A 15,403-nucleotide genomic window follows, 5' to 3' on the forward strand; every position below is an offset into this window, starting at 1 on the left:
AAAAAGGGGGAGCGGATGGAAGCCGAAAGAAAAGAGAAACTCAAAACATTTGCCTGGAACATCTGTAGCCTTGTTTTTGTGGTCATCGCGTGGGGCATGTTTGCCAGCTGGCAGAAATCGCCTTTCTTTCCCATGCCCGGCGAAATTTATGACGCCTTCATTACCCTTTCCACCGAGGGGGATGTGGAAGGGGTTTCCCTGTCCTCGCACATTCTCTGGAGCCTGATTCGCATCCTTACCGGCTTTGGCATGGCGTGTCTCACGGGCATTCCCCTTGGGCTGGCCATGGGCTTGTGGCCCAGACTGTATAACTCCACCCGCGCCGTGCTGGAGCCCATACGCTTCATTCCGCCCATCGCCTGGATTCCCATGACCATCGTGCTGCTGGTGGGTTTTTCCCGTTATGCCTTCCTCATCTGGCTGGGGGCATTCTTTCCCATTTTCATCAATACCCTGCTTAGCGTTACACGGGTCAACCCTGTACACATCAATGTGGTAAAAGTCTTTGGCGCTTCACGCTGGTATACCATTCGCAATATTGTCATCCCCTCGGTTACGCCTGACATCGCCACGGGAATGCGCGTGGGACTGGGCATCGCCTGGATGTGCATTGTGGCCGCAGAAATGATTGGCGGCGAAATGGTGGGCGTGGGGCGTCTTATCCTGAAATACGCGGAACTCATGCGGCTGGCTGAAGTCATTGTTGGAATGCTTGTCATTGGTGTTATTGGCTTCATCATGAATGAAATATTCATAGTGGTGGAACGTCATTTATTCCGTTGGCGTGCGGAAATCTCACTGGATTAGCAGGTCTTTTCAGGAGAATATTATGTCCTTCGTCACAGTAGATATCTCCAAACGCTTTGGAAAAATGGACGTCTTGCAGAATGTCAGCTTCACGGTCAGCAAAAATGAGTTTCTGGTCATTGTAGGGCCTACGGGTTGCGGCAAAAGCACCATAGCCAACATCCTGGCAGGCATCGAAGCGCCAACTGCCGGCCTGGCGACGATTCATGGAGAGCAGGTGAACCCCAAGAAACACAATATCTCTTTCGTGTTTCAGGAGCCTTCCTGCGTTCCCTGGAAAACCCTGCTCGAGGATGTGATGATTGGCCCCACCATCAAGAACATCCCGGCGGACAAGGCCGCCAAACGGGCCGCCGAAGTTATTGAGCTGGTGGGCCTGACTGGCTTTGAAACCTATTATTCCCGCCAGTTGTCGGGCGGCATGCAGCAGCGCGTCGCCATTGCCCGCGCCTATGTGACAGACCCGGATCTGCTTATAATGGACGAGCCTTTCGGCCATCTGGACGCCCAGACACGTTACCTGATGCAGGGCGAAATCATGCGGATATGGCAGCAGGAGCACAAGACGGTCATCTTCATTACAAACAATATTGAAGAGGCCGTCTTTCTTGCCTCCCGCATAGTCGTGCTGTCCAAATTGCCCGCATCCATCAAAGGTATATATGACATCAATTTGCCGCATCCGCGCAATCTGACTGATCCCGAATTTCTGCGCCTCCGCGAAATGCTGACGGATATGTGCGAAGCGACGGACTGAACAACTGAGCTTCTGAACAACATCGGCAACATGCGGCCAGCAAAAAAGGATATTATATGGAAGATTCACGTGCTGTAAAAATTGAAGTGCGAAACCTGTCCAAGCATTTCGGCGAGCTGGTGGTTTTGGACGACATCAGTTTCAATATCCACAAGGGAGAATTTCTTTGTGTGGTAGGGCCGACAGGTTGCGGAAAGACTACCTTTTGCAACGTTGTTACAAGTCTTTTACCTGTAACTTCTGGAAGCATTGCTATTGATGATGATGCAATCGACTTCAAAAAACATAATGTGTCATTTGTTTTTCAGGAGCCATCCTGCCTGCCATGGCGTACGGTATATGAAAACATAAAAATTGGTTTAACCATCAAGAATATTCCAGAAAAAGAAATACCAGATAGGGTCAACAATATCATGGAATTGACGGGTTTGACCAGGTTTCGCGATTTCTATCCCAATCAGCTTTCCGCAGGCACCAAGCAGCGAGTGGTGGTCGCCAGAGCCTTCGTGACAGAGCCTGATATGCTCTTGATGGATGAGCCGTTCGGCCAGCTCGACACCAGCACGCGTTTTCATATCGAAAATCTGCTGATTGAACTCTGGCAAAAAACCGGGCAAACAGTCATTTTTGTTACGCATAACCTGGAAGAATCCGTTTATCTGGCGGAACGGGTGTTGGTACTGACGCCGAAACCGACCCACGTTAAAGAAATGGTTGATGTGCGGCACTTGCCGCATCCGCGCAATATCGCTGATCCAGAGTTTGTGCGCCTGCGCAACCATATTACAGACCTTGTCAAATGGTGGTAAAGAAAATTTTTTGACCTTATGTCTGAATTGGACACTCTGCCAGCTAGTGTCTAATTGCAAAAATTCCGCGCGGAATTCCGCGAAGAATTTTGCGGGATTGTTGGTGAAAAAACGTGGTTTTTCGCGAATGAACCCGGCCACGCCGCCGCAAAACCCTTGCGGATTCGGTAAAAAGGGAGATTTTTCGCTCGCCGCCCGAAGCGCAGGCAGGAATTTTTTGCGCTGCCAAGAAAATGGGCATTTTTAGAGGGAGTGTGCTCATGCGCATGACCGACAAAAATCGCGCTGTGACGCGGCCAGCGCGAAAAAGGCCGTCTTTGACGAATAATTGTGACGGAACACGATCAACAACGGCCCATTAACAGGCCCGACTCTGAGTCAGTAGAGTGTTCAATTTTTGGCGCTTCCCCACTCTGGCGTCAGAATGTCTTTTCCACAGCGCGCTTTGCAAAAAGAAGCGAGATGTCATATCCATAGCCTGGCGTATCCGCTTCTTTGAATCTTGCGCCGCTGTGGCGGCACGCTGACATGCCCCGCAAGGCGGCATGACAAGCGACAGAAAATACGCTTGCCGGAAGGCCTTTGACCTGCCCGGCATATGGTTCTCTGCAAGCCAGAAAGCATGACGACATTCCAGCGCTTGAAATATTTTTGATATATTTCAATATATTATTCTATCAACACCATTTCACCTTGCAATATGCTTCGCTGACTGCCGCAGCAAGGCGCAAATGCTGGCGCATCGCCACGGCGGGAGAGCTTGCCTCAAGCTTCGCCCGTCTGTATAAGAATTAAGGCAAGCGCCCCGAAGTCACCTGACGCGAGGCGCGCAAGGAGTGCGTCATGTCCCCTTTCGCAAAAAACAGCGAGGTAACTTCCCTCATTCTGGACAGTCTGCCCATGGGTGTGCTGTTTTGCGACATGAACGGCGTCATCCGCTTTGCGAACAAGGCCTATGCCGATTTGCTGGGGCAGCGGCCCGAAGAACTGCTGGGGCGCGACATCACCGAGATCATCCCCCACTCGCGCGCGCGCGTCGTCTTGCGCGACGGCCGGGCAGAAATGGGCGAACTCTGCCAGCTCGGACCAGGCAACGCCCTGCCCGTGATTGTCAACCGGATTCCGGTGCGCGACGGCCAGGGGCGGCTGGCGGGCATGGTTTCGCAAGCCATTTTCAATGATCCCGAAGAGCTGAAAAAACTTTCAGCCAAAATCGAGCATCTGGGGCACACCCTCAACCAGTACAAACGCCGGATCAAGGCCAGCCTGTCGCCACAGTACAGTCTGCGCAGCATTCTGGGCGAAAGCGCGATCATGCGTCGCCTCAAGCGACAGGCGCAAAGTTACGCCCGACTGGATGCGCCGGTGCTGATTCTGGGCGCCACGGGCGCGGGCAAAGAGCTGTTTGCCCACGCGCTGCACGCCGAAAGCCCGCGCGCCGAAGGCCCGCTGGTCAGCATCAATTGCGCGGCCATTCCCAAGGATCTTTTTGAATCCGAACTCTTCGGCTACGCGCGCGGCGCATTTTCCGGCGCGCGCCAGGATGGCAAGATCGGCCAGATTGAACTGGCCGACAAGGGCACGCTCTTTCTGGATGAAATAGGGGAAATGCCGCCGGAAATTCAGGCCAAGCTGCTGCGCGTGCTGGAAAGCCGCAGCATCTGCCGCGTGGGCTCGGTCAATGCCCGCCATGTGGACTTTCGCCTGGTGGCGGCCACCAACCGAAATCTTTCCGCCATGCTCAGCACGGGTTCCTTTCGTGAAGACCTCTACTACCGCATCAACACCTTTGTGCTGGAAATCCCTCCCCTGCGCGACCGCCCGGATGACATTCTGCCCATCGCCCGCTATGTGCTCTCGCGCATGGGGCTGGAGCATCTGCGTTTTTCGCCGGAAGCCGAAGCGGCCATGCGGGCCTTTTCCTGGCCGGGCAATGTGCGGCAACTGCACAATGCCGTGGTTCACGCGGCCACCATGCGCCACGGCGATCTGATCGAAGCGGGGGACTTTCCGCCGGACACTCTGCCCGGCGCGAGCCTGCCTTTGCGCGCCGTGACCGCCGGAGACCTTTCCGACATTATGGCCGACGCCGAGGCCGTGATCATCCGCAAGGCGCTGACCGAACAGGGCGGCAATGTCTCGCGCACCGCGCGCAGTCTGCGCATCTCGCGCGCCACGCTTTACGAAAAACTGCGCAAATACGGCATCAGCCGCCGCTGATGCCGTATTTGCGCTAACTCCGCCGCCGCTTTTTGCGGACGGGCTTTTTTTGCCGATCCGCATCCGACGCATTATTCACAAGCATGGGATGTTCCGGCACCACACTGTTTACAGTGTATCCCGCCAGGGGGCGACGCCCCTGCATATAGGCCAGTTCCTCAGCCACGGTTTTTTCAAACTCCGCCATGCGCCTGGCGGAAACCGGCGCGCCGCGCGGGTTGATGGCCTTGGCGGGGTTGATGAACCTGCCGTTCTGACGCAGGCGAAAATCAAGATGCGGCCCGGTGGACAAGCCGGTGCTGCCCACAAAGCCGATGACCTGGCCCTGTCGCACGCGCTGGCCCTGTCGCAGCCCGCGGGCATAGCCGGAAAGATGGGAATACATGGATTCCAGCCCGACCGCATGCTTGAGAATAATCTGATTGCCATAACCCCCGGCCCACCCGCGTTTTGTGACCGTGCCATCGCCCACGGCCTTGACCGGCGTGCCGGTGGGCGCTCCGTAGTCCACCCCCATATGCGGGCGGCTGTAGCCCAGGATGGGGTGCTTGCGGCTCGACGTGAAGCGGGAAGTTACACGGGTAAAGGCCAGAGGGGCCTGCAAAAGGGTTTTGTGCAGGTTTTCGCCCTTGCGATTATAATACTGCGCCCGCTCTGAGCCGTCGCGAAAAAGATAAGCCTCGAAGGTCTTGCCCTTGTTGGTGAAATGCGCGGCCAAAATACGACCGTAACCCTTGTATTCCCCTTCCCGGTAACGTTTTTCCACCAGTACGGAAAAGCTGTCGCCTTCCTGCAGGTCGCGGATAAAGTTGATTTCCGCCCCGAAGAGCTCGGCCAGTTTCAAAGCCATTTGCGGGCTTTCGCCCACATCGGCCACCGCCTGAAAAAGATTGTCGCTGATGGTGGCTTCCACCACGCCGAGCAAAGTGACGTATTCAATGGCCTCCACCCTGGCCACTGGCTCTTCGACGCCTTCCACCACCAGGCGGCGTCGGTTGTCGATTTCATACTCAAAGCGCTTGACCCGGCCCGAAGCCATATCCGTAACAATGGCGTAAGGCTGCCCCTCACGGAAAGAACGCATGGAAAAGACCTGCCGGGCCGCGCTGATATACCGGTAGATGTCTTGGCTGCCCGTGCCTTCCAGAATTTTGCTGATGGTGTCGCCTTTTTCCACAGTGCCTTTGAGCACTTCCTCCCCAGAGGCTGACCCGTCACCCTGTTCCACGGCGCTCGCGTCTGTGGAGGGCCGGTCAGCAGAAGAGACAACGGAAGGCGCGACCAGAGCCGCGTCGGCGGAAGCCGCGTCGGGCGCATCCTGCGAAAGTCGGACTTCAGCCGGTTCTTCAACCGCCACGGCCGCCGGCGCGCGCGCATCTTCGGCAGGGGCCGGGGAAGCGCCGGCCCGGGGCGGCGCCGGCGGAACATCCGGTAAAACAGCGGGCAGAGAATGCGCCGTTTCAGACCCGGCTGCGGCATTTTGCCGCTGTTGCGGCCTGTCGGCGGGCGCGAAACCGGTTTTGCCGGCATGCTGCACCAGCACGCCACCCACCAGCAAAATCAGAAACATTCCCACCAGCCAAAGTCGTTTCATCAGCTACCCCAGTGAATTATCATATCCGGCCCTCAGTCCCTTGTCCAGTTTGACCGGCGCGAGACGCCGCCGGCAGGGCGGCTGTCCACAGCTGTCCACAGGGCGCATCCGACCCGCGCGCAAGACTTGTTTCAGCAAATATTTTATGCTATATATCCACTTTGCTTCTGTTGAGACGGAAAAGCACGGGGAGCTTTATCCGCGCCCGCCGGCGCCCGGTCCGAAAGCTTATCCACAGGACGGCGCGCCAGCGCCAGCGACATGAAACGCCATGCTGAAAAATGAACTGCGGCACATACTGAATCAGGACGGCGGACAGGATGCGGAATCCTGGTTTGAAGGCCTGAGCCTGCATCAGGAAAACGATACCTTGCGGGTTGTTTTTCCCCATACATATTTCGCCGCCTGGTTCGCGCGCCACAAACGCGGCGTCTTTGAAGCCGCTCTGCACCGTCATTTTACGAATAAAGCCCCGCTGCGCGTGGTGTACGAGCAAGGCGACGCGCCGCCAGAGCGCGACGCGGAAAGCGGAACAAGGCATGAAACCATCGACGGCGCGCCAGGCGTCTGCAACGGGGAAGACAGCTTTGCCGCGTTCATCAGCAACGCGAAAAACGCCTTTCCATTGGCCGCCGCCAGAGAAGTGGCCGTCAGCGCCTTGGGCGCGGCGTATAATCCCTTTTTGCTCTGCGGCCGCAGCGGCACGGGCAAAACGCATCTGCTGCGGGCCTTGGCAACGACGTTCGCACGCCGCGGGGCGCGCGTCATCTGCCAGAGCGCCGCGCGCTTCTGCGCGGAGAATGCGCCCTGGGCGCGCCGGCCTGAGCTTTTCTGGGAACAGTGTGACGCTCTCGTGCTGGACGACATGCAGGATCTGGCCGGGCAGAACGCCTGGCAGCAAAAAATGACAGCCTGCATGGACGCCTGCCCGCATGTCGGGCAAGCCACGGCCAACGCTCCGGATCATGCCGGGCCGCGCCAGATGATTTTTGCCCATGCCGGCCCGGCGCAAGCTCTGAAAATTCTGGATGAACGCCTGCGTTCCCGTCTGGAAAGCGGCCTGGTGGTGGAACTGCTGGAACCTGATCTGGATGTCCGCCTGCGCTATTTGCAGACGCTCAGCAAGCAACGGCGGCTTAAGCTGGGGCGTGAACAGCTTTTGTATCTGGCCCAGCGTTGCTCCCAGTTTCGCCTTCTTCAGGGTTTGCTGCTGAAAGTGGAGGCCTTTGCCGCCATGCACGGCAGGGATATTACCCCGGCGGATATGGAAAACATCGTGCGCACCGGCGGGGCGGAAAAGACGCCGGGCTGCCGTGAAATACTGAATGAAGTGGCTCGCGGGCTCAATCTGCGGGCTGAGGACATTCTGGGCGCGCGCCGCCGCCCCGAGCTGGTTCTGGCCCGGCAACTCGCCATGTACCTGTGCCGGCAAAAACTGGGCCTGTCTTACCCGGAACTGGGCAGGGCCTTTGGCGGCAGAGACCACAGCACAGTCATCCATGCTATTAAAAAAATTAAGAAACTGCTGATTAGTAACAAAGATGTGCAACGTCTTGTGACACAATTGGAAACAAGGGCTCTCTGAGCATGGCCCGCAAGCCGAAAAAAAGACTTCATGTGCGTGGCGTTCCCGGCATTTTCCCGGAATATTCCATAAAAAAACAAAATATTACGGTATGTTCTGAGAGTTAGGCACAAACAGACAACTATCAATAACAGCAAGGAAAAAATATGAAACTTACTGTAAACAAAGAGCAGATTATCGAAGGCCTGCAAAAAGCCGCGGCCATCATTCCGGCCAAGGCCGGCGCGGCCTATCTGCGTTCCATCTGGCTCAAGGCCGAAGAGGGCAGCCTTGCGGTCATGTCCACGGATGCCAACATTGAATTTACGGGCCGTTACCCGGCGGAGATCAGCCGGCCGGGTCTCATTGGCGTGCAGGGCCGGGCCTTTGTCGATCTGGTGCGCCAGCTGCCCGCGGGCGTGCTCAAGCTCACGCTGGACGAGGCTTCCGGCAATCTTCTGCTGGAGCAGGGGCGGCGGTCATACAAACTGCCGGTCAGCGGTTCCGAATGGTTTCAGAATTTTTCGGAATTTCCGGCTGAAAACGCGGTGGCCTGGTCCGGCGACTTTTTACAGGATGTGCTGGACAAGGTGGGTTTTTGCATCAGCGACGACGACGCCATGGACGCCATTGCCTGCCTGTGCATGAAACCCGGCGAAAACGGTCATATTGACGTCTGCGGCCTCAACGGCCACCAGTTTGCCCTGGTTTCCTTCACCCATGACGATCTGGCCGCGCGCCTGCCCGCCGAGGGCATGCTCATCCAGAAAAAATATCTTCAGGATATAAAAAAATGGCTGGGCGTGGATGAAATTGAACTGAACATTACAGACAAACGTCTTTACCTGCGCAGCCTTGACGGGGCCGAAACCCTCAGCCTGCCCCGCGCGGCCTACGAATACCCGGACTACAACATTTTCATGTCCAAGCTCGCGGGCGAAGGCGTCAGCGCCATGACCATTGACCGCAAAGAGGGCATGGACGCGCTGGGCCGCATTCTGATTTTCAATACCGAAAGCGACCGCTGCACCTATATGGACCTTGCCGAAAACGAGGTCAGGCTGTCCGCCCAGGGCCAGGATGTGGGTTCGGCTTCGGAAAGTCTGGAAGTGACCTACAAGGGCGATATAACGCGCATTGCCTTTCCCACCCGTAATCTGATGGATGTGCTTGGGCATTTCGTTTCCGGCAGAATCGACATGCTGCTCACCGGCGCCGAGGGGCCGTGCGGCATCCGGGGCGCCGACGATCCGGACTACACGGTGATCATCATGCCCATGAAGGTTTCCGAAACCACCTACTACAGCGAAGAGGACGTATAAAACCGCTTACGCTTTGTCCGAAGCCTTTTTCAGACGCCCCGAAAGAGCATACACAACCGAGTTGCAAGAAAGGAAATATTGATGGTTCCTGAAACCTCCGGCAACGGCAACTACACCGCCTCGTCCATTACCATTCTGGAAGGCCTTTCCGCCGTGCGCAAGCGTCCGGCCATGTATATAGGCTCCACAGACGGGCGCGGCCTGCATCATCTGGTTTACGAGGTGGTGGACAACTCCATTGACGAAGCCATGGCCGGGTATTGTTCGCGGATCACGGTTATCCTGCATGCGGATAATTCCGTCACCGTGCGCGACGACGGGCGCGGCATTCCGGTGGACATTCACCCCAAGGAAGGCGTGCCCGCGGTGCAGGTGGTCATGACCAAGCTGCATGCCGGCGGCAAGTTTGACAACACCAGCTACAAGGTCTCCGGCGGTTTGCACGGCGTGGGCGTGTCCTGCGTCAATGCGCTTTCCGAAGAGCTTACCGTCACCGTGAGGCGCGACGGCAAGCGCTATCGGCAGCATTACGCGCGCGGCGTGCCGCAGGATCAGCTTGCGGTCATCGGAGAAGACGTGGAAGGCCACGGCACCACGGTTCGCTTCAAGCCGGACGAGGAAATCTTTGAGGTGCTTGAATTTTCCTATGAAACGCTGAAAAAGCGTTTTGAGGAACTGGCCTATCTGAACAGGGGCCTGACCATTGAATGCATTGACGAGCGTATTGGCGAAACCCATATTTTTCACGCCGAGGGCGGCATCCGCCAGTTTGTGGCTGATCTTAATTCCGGCGAACAGGGCATCCATTCGATTATTTCCGGGGAAGGCGTGGTGGAAAATGTCAGCGTGGATTTTGCGCTGCAATATAACGCCGGATACAAGGAAAACATCCTCACCTTCGCCAACAATATCCGCACCAAGGAAGGCGGCACGCATCTGGTGGGCTTCCGCACGGCGCTGACCAGAGCCATCAACGGCTATATCAAGGGCCAGCAGGATCTGGTCAAGAAGCTGAAAAACATGGCTTTGTCCGGCGATGACGTGCGCGAGGGCCTCACGGCGGTGATCAGCGTCAAGCTGCCCCAGCCGCAATTTGAGGGCCAGACCAAGACCAAACTGGGCAACAGCGAGGTGGCCGGTCTGGTGGCCGGGGTGGTGTATGACCGTCTGAATGTCTATTTTGAAGAAAATCCCAAAGATATCCGGCTGATTATCGACAAGGCCGTGGACGCGGCCAGGGCCAGGGACGCGGCCCGCCGGGCCAAGGAGCTGGTGCGGCGCAAGGGGGCGCTGTCGGACAACGCCCTGCCAGGAAAGCTGGCCGACTGTCAGAGCAAAGACCCCGCCGAATCGGAACTTTTCATCGTGGAGGGCGATTCCGCAGGCGGCTCGGCCAAACAGGGCCGCAACCCCAAAAATCAGGCCATCCTGCCCCTGCGCGGCAAAATTCTGAACACCGAGCGCACGCGCTTTGACCGCATGCTGGCCAACAAGGAAGTCAAGGCCCTGATCACGGCCATGGGCGCCGGCATTCAGGATGATACCGATCTGGAAAAACTGCGCTATCACAAAATCATCATCATGACTGACGCCGATGTGGACGGCGCGCACATCCGCACCCTGCTGCTGACCTTCTTTTTCCGCCAGTATCAGGAAATGGTTGAAAAGGGTTTTGTCTATATCGCCCAGCCGCCGCTGTATCGGGCGCACAATGCGCGTATGGAAAAGTTCATCAAGGATGACGCGGAGCTGAATGACTTTCTGCTTTCACGGGTCAGTGAAGATATCAGCGTCACGGCCCGCAATGGCAAAAGCTTCAGCGGCCCGGCCCTGATCAGCCTCATGCGGCGCATTGAAAAGCTGGAACAGCGCGTGAACGACGCGGAAGGGGCCGGAACCCCGCGCGACCTCTTTTTGGCGCTGACCACCTACCCCGTGCGGGTGGAAGCCGGCATGCTGGAAGACCGGGACAGCGAATTTACCGCCTGGCTTAACGAGCATGGCTATCTGCTGACGCTGGAACGCCAGCGCAGCGAGGAAGACGACGAGGAACGCCTGTTTGCGAATTTTGAAAGCACGGGCTCGCATCACACCCGGCGCGGCATGGAATTTTTTGCCTCGCGTCTTTACCGGCAGACCTGGCAACTTTTTTCCGAACTGCGCGAGGAATGCGGGGGCCTTTCCTTCAGCATTGGCCGCAAGGATGGTGAAACCACGGCTGATACTGTTTTTCAGCTTTTGCAAATGGTGCTGGATGAGGCCCGCAAAGGCATCAATATCCAGCGCTACAAGGGCCTGGGCGAAATGAACCCGGATCAGCTCTGGGTGACCACCATGAATCCTGACAACCGCATTCTGTTGCAGGTTTCCGTCGAAGACGCCATTTCCGCTTCCGAAGCCTTTGAGGAACTGATGGGCGACCGTGTGGAGCCGCGCCGCGATTTCATTGAACGCAACGCCCTGGCCGTGCAGGATTTGGATATTTAGCGCATTCCGCTTTTGAAAGTTGCATTTCACAGGCGGACGGCGCTTGCGGCTGTCGCCCGCAGTGCGGACAGCGGGGCATTTTCAGAATAAAAGTGTTCTGAACGGAAGCGGAAAAACAGATATGGAAACGAAAACCGAAGAAAAATCCTCAACAGGCTGGCTGGCCTGGCTGACGGTCGTGGGCGGCTGGCTGCTTTGCGCGGCCATGTGTCTTGCGCTGACCATCCGGCTGGAAGTCTGGCCCAGGGCGTATGATTTTGTCTTTCCGGCCGTGGTGGCGCTTTTGTTCAGCAATATTCTGGTCTTCATGTTCATGGGCTCGCGCCACAAGGCGCATGCCGGAAAGTTGTTCCGGGCCGTGTGCCGCGTATGTCTGAGCGAAGGCGCGCTGCTTTTGGTTCTTTATGTATGGGGCAGGTTTTTTATAGGAGCCTGAGTTGCCGGTCGCGCGTCGCGCGGCCATGGCTGATATTCTACCCGTGAGGCCAACGTGTCTGAAGTGCAAGACGGACAGCATCCGCAAATCAGCATAGAAAAAGAACTCCGCCAGTCCTATCTGGAGTATTCCCTTTCGGTCATTGTCGGGCGCGCCATTCCGGACGCCCGCGACGGCCTGAAGCCCGTGCACCGGCGGATCATGTTCGCCCAGTACGAACTGTCCAACAATTACAACCGACCGCACAAAAAGTCCGCGCGCATCGTGGGCGACGTCATCGGCAAGTACCACCCGCACGGCGATTCGGCGGTTTATGACGCCCTGGTGCGCATGGCGCAGGAATTTTCCATGCGCGATCCCCTGGTGGACGGCCAGGGCAATTTCGGTTCCATTGACGGCGACTCGGCGGCGGCCATGCGCTACACCGAAGTGCGCATGTCCCGGCTGGCCCAGGAGTTTCTGGCCGATCTGGACAAAAATACCGTGGACTTCCGCCCCAACTACGACAATACCCTGCAGGAACCTTCGGTAATGCCCACCAAGGTGCCCAACCTGCTGCTCAATGGTTCGTCGGGCATTGCCGTGGGCATGGCCACCAATATTCCGCCGCATAATCTGGGCGAACTTTGCGACGCGCTCCAACTGCTGCTGGACAATCCCCAGTGCAGTGTGGACGACCTCATGGAATGCGTGAAAGGGCCGGATTTTCCCACCGCCGGTTTTGTCTACGCGGGCAAGGGGCTGCGCGACGCCTACCACACGGGCCGGGGCACGGTGAAAGTGCGCGGCCGGGTGGAAATCGAAGAGCGCAAGAAGGGTCTTCAGGCCATAGTCATCAAGGAAATTCCCTATGGCCTGAACAAGTCCGCCCTGGTGGAAAAAATCGCGGCCCTGGTCAATGATCGCAAAATCGACGGCATTGCGGATTTGCGCGACGAGTCGGACCGCAAGGGCATTCGTGTGGTCATTGACCTCAAGCGCGGCGTCATTCCGGATATTGTAGTCAATGCCCTGTACAAATTCACGCCCCTGGAAAGCAGCTTCGGCATCAATATGCTGGCCGTGGTGGACAACAGGCCCGTGCTGCTCAACCTGAAGAGCGCCCTGTCCTGCTTTGTGGATCACCGGCGCGAGGTGGTCATCCGCCGCACGCGCTACGATCTTGAAAAGGCCGAAGCCAGGGCCCATATTCTGGAAGGTCTGCGCATTGCCATTGACCATATTGACGAGGTGGTGGCCTTGATCCGCGCCTCGGCCAATCCCGACGAAGCCCGTCAGGGATTGATGGCGACTTTCGCGCTCTCAGAAGTTCAGGCGCGGGCCATTCTGGATATGCGCCTGCAACGCCTTACCGGACTGCAACGCGAGGAATTGCTTGCCGAGTACAAGGAGCTTCTGCAAAAAATCGAATTTTACAAATCCGTGCTGGACAATGCGGAAGTGCTGCGCAACGAGATGAAGCGCGAGGTTCGCGAAATCCGTGAAAACTTTGCCACGCCCAGGCGCACTGAGATTCTCGCCGAAGCCCTGACCGGCATCGATATTGAAGACCTCATCCCGGATGAAGAGGTGGTCATCACCCTTTCCCGCCGCGGTTACATGAAGCGCACCAATCTGGAAAACTATCAGCAGCAGAAGCGCGGCGGCAAGGGCATCGCGGCCCTGCACACCTCGGATGACGATTATGTGCAGGAATTTCTGACCACCACCAACCATCAATATCTCTGCCTGTTCACCAACAAGGGGCGCATGCATCAGCTCAAGGCGCATCAGGCGCCTGAGGGCAGCCGCACGGCCAAGGGCGTGCACATCAACAATCTGTTGCCCCTGGAAGAGGGCGAGTGGGTCACCACCGTGCTGGCCCTGCGCGAATTTGCCGAGGACAAGTATTTTCTCTTTGTCACCCGGCGCGGCATGGTCAAGCGTTCTTCGGCTTCGCTGTATGCCCGCTGCCGCAAGACCGGGCTCATGGCAGTGGGCCTGCGCGAAGACGACGAACTGGTGATGGTGCGGCCCATCCGCGAAGACAATCATATCGTGCTGGCCACGGCGGAGGGCTTTGCCATTCGCTTTTCCTGCGGGGACATCCGGCCCATGGGCCGGGTGGCCACGGGCGTCAAGGGCATCGCCCTGCGCCGTCAGGACAGTGTGGTGGCCGGAGTTATTCTCAAGGATGTGGATCAGACCACGGAAATAATGTCCATCTCGGCCAACGGCTACGGCAAGCGCACCAGGGTGGACCTTTACCGTCTGCAATCGCGCGGCGGCAAGGGCATCATCAATTTCAAGGTTACGGGCAAGACAGGCCCGGTGGTGGGCGCCATGCCAGTGCGGGATAATGACGGCCTCATTCTGCTGACCTCGGCCAACAAGATTGTGCGCATTGGCGTGGATGAAGTGCGCAGCAAGGGCCGGGCCACAATGGGCGTGATGCTGGTGCGTCTGGATGAAGGCGGGCGCGTGGTGGGCTTTGACCGTGTGGACGAGGGCGGCCAGACCGGGCGTGACCCCGGCGCGGGGCCGGATGCGGAGGAAGAGCCTTTCACGGGCGCTTCCGGCGCTGATTCCGCCGATTCCGCGGGCGAAAACGATCCGGGCGGCGATGCCTAGCGTTTTGTTTCGCTTTCTTGCGGCGCTGCTGCTTTGTCTGGCAGCCGGCTGCGAGCAAAACGCGCTGCTGGCGGACGACCTCGGCGCGGCGCGCACGGCGGTGGCCGAACACAACTGGCCCCTGGCCGAACGCCTGCTGGAGCGCTATCTGCGTGAAGAACAAAGCCCGGACAAGCGCTGGGAAGCCTGGCAGCAGCTGCTGACCGTGGTCAATTCCGCCAATTCGGAAGCGCGCGCCACTCTGGAGTACCTGGAAGTCATGCTGGCGGAATATGCGGATGACGATGCCCGCGCCAGACTGGTGCTGGAACGGATGGGCCGCCTTAATGAAAGCCTGCGGCGTTACGACCGGGCGGCGGACGCCTGGAGCGCCTATACAGGCCTGACCGGGCTGACGCCGCAGGAAATCGTGGAGGGTTACCGCCATCTTGCGTCCGCGCAGTTCAGCCAGCGGCGTTTCGAGGCCGGCGAGGAGACTTTGCAGCAATGTCTTTCCCTGCCTCTGCCGGACCATGACAAGATCATGTGCATGTATGACCTCGCGGATCAGAATATGGCCCGCGAACGCTGGCAGGAAGTGGCGGACCTTTGCCAGCAGATTCTGGACAGCGGGCCGGACGGGAACCTGCGGGGTCTGAGCGGCTATCTGCTGGGCGATGCCCTGGAGCAGCTGGGCCGGGGCGCGGAAGCCCTGAAACAATTTGAGCTGGCGCACGACGAATATCCCAATCCGTCGGTTATGGATAATCGCATTGCGCATTTGCGCAATAAACTGAAGAAACAGGCGAAATAAGCAT

At 57.8% G+C, this 15,403-nt stretch carries 11 protein-coding genes; 10 read left to right on the forward strand and 1 reads right to left on the reverse strand.

Annotated features, from left to right (window positions below):
* The first annotated feature begins 15 nt into the window (after window positions 1–15).
* From ACQRA4_RS03590 to ACQRA4_RS03605, 4 genes are all read left to right on the forward strand, one after another.
* Complete coding sequence (locus tag ACQRA4_RS03590; protein ID WP_427821712.1) at window positions 16–807, forward strand: ABC transporter permease; 792 nt, start codon at window positions 16–18, stop codon at window positions 805–807.
* A gap of 22 nt (window positions 808–829) precedes the next feature.
* Window positions 830–1,564, forward strand: coding sequence for an ABC transporter ATP-binding protein (locus tag ACQRA4_RS03595; protein ID WP_427821713.1), 735 nt, complete (start codon window positions 830–832; stop codon window positions 1,562–1,564).
* Window positions 1,565–1,620: 56 nt separating this feature from the next.
* Window positions 1,621–2,373, forward strand: coding sequence for an ABC transporter ATP-binding protein (locus tag ACQRA4_RS03600; RefSeq protein ID WP_427821714.1), 753 nt, complete (start codon window positions 1,621–1,623; stop codon window positions 2,371–2,373).
* An 843-nt stretch (window positions 2,374–3,216) separates the two neighbouring features.
* Window positions 3,217–4,593 (forward strand): sigma-54 interaction domain-containing protein, encoded by a 1,377-nt coding sequence (locus tag ACQRA4_RS03605; RefSeq protein ID WP_427821715.1) that lies wholly within the window; start codon window positions 3,217–3,219, stop codon window positions 4,591–4,593.
* Window positions 4,594–4,606: 13 nt separating this feature from the next.
* Here the strand turns inward: ACQRA4_RS03605 and ACQRA4_RS03610 are convergent, their stop codons facing one another.
* A complete protein-coding gene (locus ACQRA4_RS03610; protein ID WP_427821716.1) occupies window positions 4,607–6,187 on the reverse strand; it encodes a peptidoglycan DD-metalloendopeptidase family protein in 1,581 nt (526 codons plus the stop codon).
* 271 nt (window positions 6,188–6,458) lie between these two features.
* Between ACQRA4_RS03610 and ACQRA4_RS03615 the strand changes: the two genes are divergently transcribed.
* The 6 genes from ACQRA4_RS03615 (at window position 6,459) to ACQRA4_RS03640 (ending at window position 15,399) form a co-directional block, all read left to right on the forward strand.
* Window positions 6,459–7,772 (forward strand): helix-turn-helix domain-containing protein, encoded by a 1,314-nt coding sequence (locus ACQRA4_RS03615; RefSeq protein ID WP_427821717.1) that lies wholly within the window; start codon window positions 6,459–6,461, stop codon window positions 7,770–7,772.
* 146 nt (window positions 7,773–7,918) lie between these two features.
* A complete protein-coding gene (gene dnaN, locus ACQRA4_RS03620; protein WP_427821718.1) occupies window positions 7,919–9,073 on the forward strand; it encodes a DNA polymerase III subunit beta in 1,155 nt (384 codons plus the stop codon).
* Between the two features lie 81 nt (window positions 9,074–9,154).
* The gene (gyrB, locus tag ACQRA4_RS03625; RefSeq protein ID WP_427821719.1) at window positions 9,155–11,560 is read left to right on the forward strand and encodes a DNA topoisomerase (ATP-hydrolyzing) subunit B; all 2,406 of its coding nucleotides are present in this window, start codon (window positions 9,155–9,157) and stop codon (window positions 11,558–11,560) included.
* A gap of 121 nt (window positions 11,561–11,681) precedes the next feature.
* Window positions 11,682–11,996 (forward strand): hypothetical protein, encoded by a 315-nt coding sequence (locus tag ACQRA4_RS03630; protein ID WP_427821720.1) that lies wholly within the window; start codon window positions 11,682–11,684, stop codon window positions 11,994–11,996.
* 54 nt (window positions 11,997–12,050) lie between these two features.
* Window positions 12,051–14,606 (forward strand): DNA gyrase subunit A, encoded by a 2,556-nt coding sequence (gene gyrA / locus ACQRA4_RS03635; RefSeq protein ID WP_427821721.1) that lies wholly within the window; start codon window positions 12,051–12,053, stop codon window positions 14,604–14,606.
* Window positions 14,599–15,399: a tetratricopeptide repeat protein gene (locus tag ACQRA4_RS03640; protein WP_427821722.1), complete on the forward strand. Its 801-nt coding sequence runs from the start codon at window positions 14,599–14,601 to the stop codon at window positions 15,397–15,399. The genes gyrA and ACQRA4_RS03640 overlap by 8 nt, the downstream gene beginning before the upstream one ends.
* Window positions 15,400–15,403: the final 4 nt, after the last annotated feature.

It is taken from the genome of Desulfovibrio sp. SGI.169 (assembly GCF_050313595.1).
GTDB lineage: Bacteria > Desulfobacterota > Desulfovibrionia > Desulfovibrionales > Desulfovibrionaceae > Desulfovibrio.